7 protein-coding genes and 3 pseudogenes are annotated in these 8,723 nt (G+C 61.1%); 7 read left to right on the forward strand and 3 right to left on the reverse strand.

The features are described 5' to 3' along the window. From AWB68_RS40165 to AWB68_RS40195, 7 genes and pseudogenes are all read left to right on the forward strand, one after another. Positions 1-444: pseudogene (locus AWB68_RS40165) on the forward strand (hydrogenase 4 subunit B); the annotation flags it as partial. Continuing rightward, positions 441-1,391 carry a respiratory chain complex I subunit 1 family protein gene (locus AWB68_RS40170; RefSeq protein ID WP_087649744.1) on the forward strand — a complete coding sequence of 317 codons (951 nt, stop codon included), beginning with the start codon at positions 441-443 and terminating at the stop codon, positions 1,389-1,391. The pseudogene AWB68_RS40165 and the gene AWB68_RS40170, both read left to right, overlap by 4 nt. Further along, positions 1,392-2,051, forward strand: a complete 660-nt coding sequence (locus tag AWB68_RS40175) for a formate hydrogenlyase (RefSeq protein ID WP_087649745.1) — start codon at positions 1,392-1,394, stop codon at positions 2,049-2,051. Further along, a complete protein-coding gene (locus AWB68_RS40180) occupies positions 2,044-3,504 on the forward strand; it encodes a hydrogenase 4 subunit F (protein ID WP_087649746.1) in 1,461 nt (486 codons plus the stop codon). The genes AWB68_RS40175 and AWB68_RS40180 overlap by 8 nt, the downstream gene beginning before the upstream one ends. A 3-nt stretch (positions 3,505-3,507) precedes the next feature. Beyond that, the gene (locus AWB68_RS40185) at positions 3,508-5,064 is read left to right on the forward strand and encodes a hydrogenase large subunit (RefSeq protein ID WP_087649747.1); all 1,557 of its coding nucleotides are present in this window, start codon (positions 3,508-3,510) and stop codon (positions 5,062-5,064) included. Beyond that, positions 5,064-5,609: an NADH-quinone oxidoreductase subunit B family protein gene (locus AWB68_RS40190; RefSeq protein WP_087649748.1), complete on the forward strand. Its 546-nt coding sequence runs from the start codon at positions 5,064-5,066 to the stop codon at positions 5,607-5,609. Before AWB68_RS40185 ends, AWB68_RS40190 begins: the two co-directional genes overlap by 1 nt. Before the next feature lie 156 nt (positions 5,610-5,765). Continuing rightward, entirely contained in the window at positions 5,766-6,143 is a 378-nt protein-coding gene (locus tag AWB68_RS40195; protein WP_235028776.1) for a hypothetical protein, read from the forward strand. A gap of 172 nt (positions 6,144-6,315) precedes the next feature. Here the strand turns inward: AWB68_RS40195 and AWB68_RS40200 are convergent, their stop codons facing one another. The 3 genes and pseudogenes from AWB68_RS40200 to AWB68_RS49105 all read right to left on the reverse strand — a co-directional run. Further along, a complete protein-coding gene (locus AWB68_RS40200) occupies positions 6,316-6,810 on the reverse strand; it encodes a universal stress protein (protein WP_087649750.1) in 495 nt (164 codons plus the stop codon). A gap of 766 nt (positions 6,811-7,576) precedes the next feature. Beyond that, a pseudogene (locus AWB68_RS40205) lies at positions 7,577-7,823 on the reverse strand (methyl-accepting chemotaxis protein); the annotation flags it as partial. 779 nt (positions 7,824-8,602) lie between these two features. Further along, positions 8,603-8,723 (reverse strand): annotated as a pseudogene (locus tag AWB68_RS49105) (IS630 family transposase); the annotation flags it as partial.

An 8,723-nucleotide genomic window follows, 5' to 3' on the forward strand; every position in this document is an offset into this window, starting at 1 on the left:
CTGCTCGCCCCCACGAGCGTAGACCGGGCCAGCTACATGCCGGCGGTTTTCCTGCTGTTCTTCTTTGCCTGTTGTGGACTCGCGTGGTTGCTGGTACGCCGTCTCTATCATGGGCGCCTGCGGCGGGCGGTCCCTTGGGCCTGCGGCTTTCCGTTCGTGAACGCGCGCATGCAGGACACGGCAGAAGGGTTCGGGCAGCCGATCCGCGAAATCTTCGCGCCTCTGTTCAGGATCGAACGGCGGCTGCCCTCTCCGTTCGACGAACACCCCGTGTACAGCGTTACCGTGACGGATCGCGCGTGGACCCTGATTTATGATCCGATCGCGCGGCTGGTCAAGCGCATCGCGGCACTGGCCGGGTTGCTCCAGACAGGCCGCATCGCGGTCTATCTGATGCACAGCTTTCTTGTGCTGATCGTACTGCTGATGCTGGTGAGGCGATGATCACGCTCTCCGGATTGATCTCCCAGGGGCTTGAGATTCTGCTCGCACTGGCGGCTGCGCCCCTGCTGACGGGGTGGGTCAACATGTGCCGCGCACGGTTGCAGAACCGCCGGGCGCCAAGCATCTGGCAGCCTTACCGGATGCTTCATAAGCTGTTCAACAAAGAATCGGTCGTCGCCGGCCATGCCAGCCCGATTTTCCGCGGGGCGCCTTATGTCGTCTGGGCATGCATGACGCTTGCGTGCGCGATTGTACCGACGCTTTCAACCGACCTGCCCCTGTCGCCGGCCGCCGACGCGATCGCCCTCGTGGGCCTCTTCGCGCTGGCCCGCGTCACGATCTCGCTCGCCGCGATGGATATCGGCACCGCGTTCGGAACGCTCGGCGCGCGCCGCGAGATGCTGGTCGGCTTCCTCGCTGAGCCCGCGTTGCTGATGGTGCTGTTTTCGGCGTCGCTGATCACGCAGTCCACCTTGCTGACCAGCATCGTCGCGACGCTCAGCCACCGCGAGTTGGCGATCTACCCGAGTCTCGCGTTCGCGGGGATCGCGTTCACGATGGTGTCGCTCGCCGAAAACGCGCGACTGCCGGTCGACAACCCGGCCACGCATCTGGAACTTACGATGATTCACGAGGCGCTGATCCTCGAGTATTCCGGCCGGCATCTTGCGCTGATGGAATGGGCCGCGAGCCTCAAACTGTTTGCGTACTCCTGCATCGGCCTCGCCTTGTTCATTCCGTGGGGCATCGCCGAGGCAGGTAATCCGGCAGCTCTGTTGCTCGCGATACCTGCGCTGTTCGCCAAGCTATTGATAGGTGGCGCGGCGCTGGCGGTCGTCGAGACCACCAACGCGAAGATGCGCATTTTCCGCGTGCCGGAGTTTCTCGCGACCGCGTTCCTGCTCGCCGTCATCGGCATGCTCGTTCACTTCCTGCTGGGGGCATGAATGCACGGCTTCGCCACGCAGATCATCAATTTCCTGGCCGCCATTCTGCTGCTATTGTCGTTTGCGATGCTTAGCCAGCGCCGGATCTTGTCGCTGATTCACCTCTATACGATGCAGGGCCTGACACTCGTGTCAGCCAACGTCATCCTGGGATATGTCACCGCCGACTTTCACCTCTACATCTCCGCCGCACTGACGCTGGTGCTCAAGGTCGGCCTGATACCCTGGATTCTTTACAGGCTGGTGCAGCGTTTGAACGTGAAGACGGACGTCGAGCCCCTGCTCAATATTCCCGCCACCCTGCTGATCGGCATCGTGCTCGTGATCGTCGCCTTCAATGTCGCTTCGCCGATCAGCCAGCTCGCCTCGTCAGTCGCCCGCGGCACGCTCGGTATTGCACTCGCCTGCGTGCTGCTGTCGTTCATGATGATGATTACGCGCGCAAAGGCTATACCGCAGGTGATCGGCTTTCTGTCGATGGAAAACGGTCTGTTTTTTGCCGCGGCGGCGGCTACGAACGGCATGCCGATGATCGTCGAACTTGGCATCGGACTCGATGTGCTGGTGGGCATCCTGATCCTCGGCGTGTTCATGTTCCAGATTCGTGAGCAATTCGACAGCCTGGACATCCACCACCTCGAAAAACTCAAAGATGACTGAAGCCTGGGTACTGCTGCTCGTTTTCGGAATCCCGCTTTTCGCGGGCGCCTGTCTGGCGCTCCTAGGCCAGCATCATGTCGCCGCGGAGCTCAACGTCGGCTTCAGTTTCCTGACCTTTGCCGCCGCCACGCTGCTCGCCGTGCAAACCGTGGCGCACGGGCCTGCGTTCGCGCTGGGCAAGCTGTTCTTCGTCGATCCGCTCAATGTGTTCCTCGTCGCGCTGACGGCCTTCGTCGGCTGGACCACGTCGATCTTTTCGAGACCGTACATGCGCATCGAGCGCGACCGCGGCAAGATGACGGGCCCTCGCATGCGTCTCTACCACAGCATGTATCAGCTGTTCATCTTCGCGATGCTGCTCGCGCTGCTCACCAACAACATGGGCATCCTCTGGGTCGCCATGGAAGCTGCCACGCTCGCCACGGTGCTGCTGGTCAGCGTCTATCGCACGGCGGCAAGTCTCGAAGCCGCCTGGAAATACTTCATTCTGTGCGGCGTCGGCATCGCGCAGGCACTGTTCGGCACGATCCTGCTCTATCTCGCCGCGAGCCGGCAGCTCGGCGGCGGCGATGCGCTGCTCTGGACCAGTCTGAACGCCGTCAAGGGAAATCTCGACCCGACCATCATTTCGCTCGCATTCGTGTTCCTGCTGATCGGCTATGGCACTAAGGTCGGCCTCGTGCCCATGCACAACTGGCTGCCCGATGCACATGCCGAGGGGCCTACGCCGATTTCGGCCGTGCTGTCCGGCCTGCTGCTCAACGTCGCGCTCTATGCGGTACTACGCTGCAAGGTGCTGGCGGACGGCGCACTCCAGAACGGGCTGCCGGGACACCTGCTGGTCGGCTTCGGACTGGTCTCGGTACTGGTCGCGACCTTTTCGCTGTTCCGGCAGAAAGACGTCAAGCGGCTCTTTTCGTATTCGTCGATCGAACACATGGGTCTAATGACGTTTGCTTTCGGACTTGGCGGGCCCATCGCGACCTTTGCGGGCCTGCTCCACATGACGGTGCATTCTCTGGTGAAGTCCGCCATCTTCTTCACCGTCGGGCATGCGGCCCAGAAGGCCGGCACCCAGGCGATCGACGACATCCGGGGCTTGTTACGCGTGAGCCCCACCGTGGGGTGGGGCATGATGCTCGGTACGCTCGCAATCCTGGGCATGCCGCCATTCGGTGTCTTCGCGAGCGAGTTCCTGATCCTGACGACCGCGATGAGTAAATTCCCGTGGGCCACGCCCTTCCTGTTGCTCGCGCTTGCTGTGGCGTTCGCGGCCATCTTCGTGCGCGTGCAGGGCATGGTGTTCGGGGACACCACGGCGAAGCCTCTTGAGCACCCGCCGGCGTTGCTACCGGTGTTCGTCCATCTTGGCATTGGGTTGATGCTGGGGCTCTACATTCCGCCCTATCTTGCAACGTGGTATCGGCAGGCGGCGGCCATGATCGCGGGGTGACACATGCGCATCGAGGCATTCGGCTTTCCCAACCTGGTCCGCCTGTCTGCGTTTGCGGGCAGGTCTTCAACTTTTCTCGCGCGTATCGATTCCGACATGTGGACCCGCACCGCCGGCACGGTGAGCGAGACCGGTGGCCGTCTGATCTCCCTGTGGGGTGCCGAAGAAGCGCCGGGCACATTCGCGATCTCCGCCGCTTACGCCCTGGAAGACGGCGTCCTGTGGCTTCAGTCGCCAGCGGGCGATGTGCATGAGAACGGATACCCGGACCTGTCGACCATCTTTCCGAGCGCGACGCGTATGCAACGCGCCGTCTACGATCTGCTGGGACTGCGGGCGATCGGTGCCGAAGATACGAGGCCGTGGCTGAACCATGGTAACTGGCCCGCTGACTACTATCCGTTGCAGAAGCTGTCTTCCGGGGCCGAACGGTTCGAATCGCAGGAAGCGGACTATCCGTTCGTGCCGGTCGCCGGGGACGGCGTCCACGAGATCGCCGTGGGCCCGATCCACGCAGGCGTGATCGAGCCCGGCCACTTCCGCTTCTCGGTCGTCGGCGAAAAAGTGTTGCGTCTCGAGGAACGGCTGGGCTATGCGCACCGGGGAATCGAGCGGCTGTTCGAGCACGTGCCCGCGCTCGACGGACACCGTCTCGCAGGACGCATCGCCGGAGACACCACGGTCGCCTTTACGTGGGCCTATTGCATGGCGGTCGAGCGCGCGTTGAATGGACGAATTCCGCCACGCGCGCAGTGGCTGCGCGCGCTACTGCTCGAGCGTGAGCGCATTGCCAACCACCTCGGCGATCTGGGCGCGCTTGGCAACGATGCCGGGTTCGCGTACGGTCTGGCGGCATTCTCCCGCTTGAAGGAAGATTGGTTGCGCCTGAACGACCGGGCCTTCGGACACCGCTATTTGATGGATCGGATCGTTCCCGGGGGGATATCAACGAACCTGGATACGGGCTTCGTTGCAGTGATACTGTCGCAGTGCGACCAAATTGAGACGCAGGTTCGTGTGATGCAGAACATTTACGACGACCAGTCGGGGCTGCAGGATCGCTTTGCACGTGCAGGCCTCCTCTCCGCGAGCGTGGCGGAGCACTTCGGCGTCTGCGGGCTGGTCGGGCGGGCAAGCGGTCGGAAAATCGACGTGCGTATCGATCACCCTTACGCGCCCTATCACGAGGTTCAGGTGCAGATGGTTAGCGACGACCGGGGCGATGTGGCGGCCCGCGCCGCCGTCCGCTTCAACGAGATCTACGAGTCCATCCGGTTGATCCGAATCCTCCTATCCGAACTGCCCAGCGGCGAAATCGTCGCGCAGCTTGAACACGACGGTTCTCCATCCCGCGGGGTGGGCTGGATCGAAGGCTGGCGCGGCGATGTCTTCGTCGCACTCGAGACAGGGGATGACGGGACCATTTCACGCTGCCACTGCCACGACCCGTCGTGGCAGAACTGGCCAGCCTTGGAGCATGCGATCATCGGCAATATCGTTCCTGATTTCCCGCTGATCAACAAGTCGTTCAATTTGAACTATGCGGGACACGACCTGTAATGTGGCAACTTATCAAACAGATCGCGAGAACCGGCACACCGGATAGGCCCGTGCCCGAGGGCGATGACGCGTGGCGGACCGAAGGCCACCGGCTCCAGCAGGACATACTCGACGTGCTCGGCCGCGCGCTGTGCATTCGCGAGATCGACGCGGGCTCCTGCAACGGCTGCGAATTGGAAATCCACGCGCTCAACAATCCGTACTACAACATCGAAGGTCTGGGTATCAGATTCGTCGCAAGTCCCCGCCATGCCGACATGCTGCTGGTCACCGGCCCCCTGACACTGAACATGAAGGAAGCGGTGCAGCGGGCATACGACGCGACGCCCTATCCGAAGCTGGTCGTCGCAGTCGGAGAGTGCGCTTGCACCGGTGGTATGTTCAAGGAAAGCTACGCCGTGTGTGGACCGCTCTCGACCCTTCTTCCTGTCGATATCACGGTACCGGGTTGTCCGCCGCCCCCCATCGAAATCCTGAGAGGCATTCTCGCCGCGCTTCGTGTGAAACGCACGATGCCCGCGAATTCATCACCAGCCGTGACATAGATCGCTGACAGTGTTCATAGGTGAAGGTTTCGCACGAGGTCCATGTGTGATGACCGCCCCGGTATGCCACGCTGATGTTTTCAAGGACGATGCGCGATGAGTGAGCGATTGAGCAGGCTGAAGGCAATCGTCAGAGCATGGCCAGAGGTACTGACGATGATCGTCTTCATGGTGGTGATCAGCTTGCGCTTTCCATTATGGTTTGTGATGCTCTCGGCCATCGTCAACGGCACCGCCGTGACATACCTCACGCGCTGTTTCGCGTCCCGGCCGTCGAGTACGGGTGGTGACTCGTTCCTCGGCGCCATCGTGATCGGCAGCGGGCTGGCGTCGATTGCCCTGACTCTGAAGTGGTGGGCCGTGGAACGGGAGCTGAAGCTCTCGCCCGGTGTGCTCCTGCATTTGGCCGGCCATACGGAGGCGGCTTCAAATCCAGCGTTGGCATGGTCAAGCGTCCTGACCCAGTGGGGTTCCTGCTCGATCTTTCTGGTGATCGTTGCGGTGTGGGTGCTGGGCAGCGGACATGCCGACTGAATACCGAACCTGCCCAGTACGCCAGCACAGGGCTTTCGCGCACGCGCGAAAGCCTGAAATCCACGGTCACCGTTGCCAGCCTCGTGGCCGCGCCGGCGATGGAAGCGAGACGCGCACCGGGATGACCAAGAAAAGCGCGCGCAACGATGTACGTCTGAGGTGGGAAAGGCTTTTATTCAGTGAATGGCGCGCTGGACTCCACAACCCGGCCCGCACCGGTCTGCGTCGGTTCCCGGACGATGAGAACCGGAATCTGGCAGTGCGTCAGTACCTTCTGAGTCTCACTGCCAAGCAGCAAGGCGCGCATGCCTCCTCGGCCGTGGGACGCCATGACGATAAGATCACAGTTTCGTTGCGCCGCCACGCTGATGATCGCCTCGTATGGATGAGCGCGGTTCCTGGTGAATGTATCGCACTCGACACCCGCCTCGGTGGCCGCTTTTGTCACGGCCAAGAGGTAATCATCCGCATGCTGTCGGGCAGCCTGAATGAACTGGTCCTCAGTGTCTGCAATCGCTTCGGCGCCGTACGCCAGGACATGGAATTCCGGGATGACATGAAGCCCTGTAACCTTGGCGCCACTTTCCCTCACGAGCGTCACCGCCATCTGGATCGCAGCGTCCGAGAGGGCCGACCCGTCAGTGGGCACCAGCAAATGCTTGAACATACGTTTCTCCGTGCGGCGAGGCCTGTTCGTCTTGACGTCCTTCCTAAAGCCAGCCGCCTGAGCCGGGCACACCTGCATCAATGCGATCTCTTTCAGTATAGTCAGCTTTACGAACATCCGACAGGTCGATTATTTTTGTGACAAAGTGCCGCGCGCAGAGCTAACCGAGATTAGATACATTCGACAGGTGTCGGGGTCGTTCTCGTTCGCTCAGGCACCAGACCCACGGCTTGCGGCTTGTCGCAGACTGCCCCCACTTGGCTACTGGCTGCCGCTGTCTTCCATCGAATCAAGCGTCCGGCCAGCGTGTTTGTGGCTCAGCTCGAGCGTCTTCCCAAAACGGGCAATGCCCCCCACCAAGTTCATTCTCCGCTACACGAGCTTGCCGTTCATGGCGATCGCCGCCTTCGATCTTGGGCCTCACTTCGCGCGTCCGCCGGAATAGATGCCGGAAAGTACGCGGCGCTATCTGCGCCTATGCCAGCTTCCCGGTGGCCCTCCGGCGAGATATCGGGCAGGCGCTGCAATCGCGAGATCCCTTACTCTCCGAGAGTGTCCTCAAGCCGTTCAAGCACAGTGCTTCGCCTATTGCTGTGGGACTACCGACGATTTGGGGATGTCCAGCTTGGTCGGTACTCGCCGGAGTGCTTCTGCGACGTCGGCAGTGATATCGCCGGGGCGTCGGCGAGGGGGCAAGGGCAGCTGCCAAACCGCGAGCCGTGCAGTAAGCGTCGTCAAACTTGCCTCTCCCGGCTAAGTCATGCAATTACGCGACGCGAAACTGACCAATCGTGCTCGCAAACTCATTAGCCTGCGTTTGCAGCGCCAGAACCGGCGGACGCAGACTGCTCGACGAGCGCGGCGTTCTGCTGAACCATCTCGTCGATTTGGGCCATTGCTCGAATTATTTCCTGAATACCTCGTGTCTGTTCATCGGCCCCGTTGGTGATTTCACTGATGATCGTGACGATCGACACGCGACCTACGATATCGTTCATTGTTTCGCCGGTTTGCTAGACGAACGATGCGCCCTCCGACACACGCCTCTGTCCCGGTCGGACACGGAACGCAGCAGAGAAAGGGCATGCCCCGGAACTGCGAAGTCCACTTCTCCGGGTACTGCATTCCAGATATGCTCAAGCAGCTTCACCGCCAAGCGGGCGGGCTACGCTGGCTGAGCGTACTGTAGGCGGCATCTCCACCCACAGTATGTTCGAGCCGTACTGAAGTGCTGAAGTACGAGGCGTGTGGGAGCAGGGCCTACGCCGGACAGTTGGGGCGGCAACTTTACACCCCGATGGTTCCTGAAGTCGAGTCTCTCGCGACCCTGAAGAGCGCTTCCGCTTGGGGCCGTGCTCCCTGTTATCATAGATGCTCTCTCCGCTCACCGCCCCGGGCAATTACGGGCCTCTCGCTGCAGATGCAGCGAGCACGGCCGGGCTGTTGCCTGACCGTCAATGGTCCCTCCAAGACCGTAAGTCCTGGTTGTTGGTGCATCCCAGACAACATCTACCGGGCACTGTTGAATGCGTAGTGGGAACCCCGACCGAACTGCAGCAGGAACTGACGAACAGCGTCTGCCGTACCGACCCGGAAATCGCCAAACACTTTGCTAGGGTAACGTTCCTTGCCGACCACCGAGCGGACTTGGCGAAAGTCACCACCCCGACATTGATTTTGCAGTCGGACGACGATTTCCTCGCTCCAACATGCGTGGGTGAGTACATGCATCGTATGATTCGCAATAGCGTCCTAGAGACTGTCGAGAACATTAGGCACTGTCCCCACTTACTCACACGTCAGAAATATAGCGGACAGATTGATGGCTAAAGAAGGAGCGTACGAGGTACGGATCGCGGCCAATTTGTGAAAGCTGCTCGTGAATTTTCGAGCCCAGCTTCTCGCCCTTTTGA

The organism is Caballeronia choica, from assembly GCF_001544535.1.
Classification (GTDB): Bacteria; Pseudomonadota; Gammaproteobacteria; order Burkholderiales; family Burkholderiaceae; genus Caballeronia; species Caballeronia choica.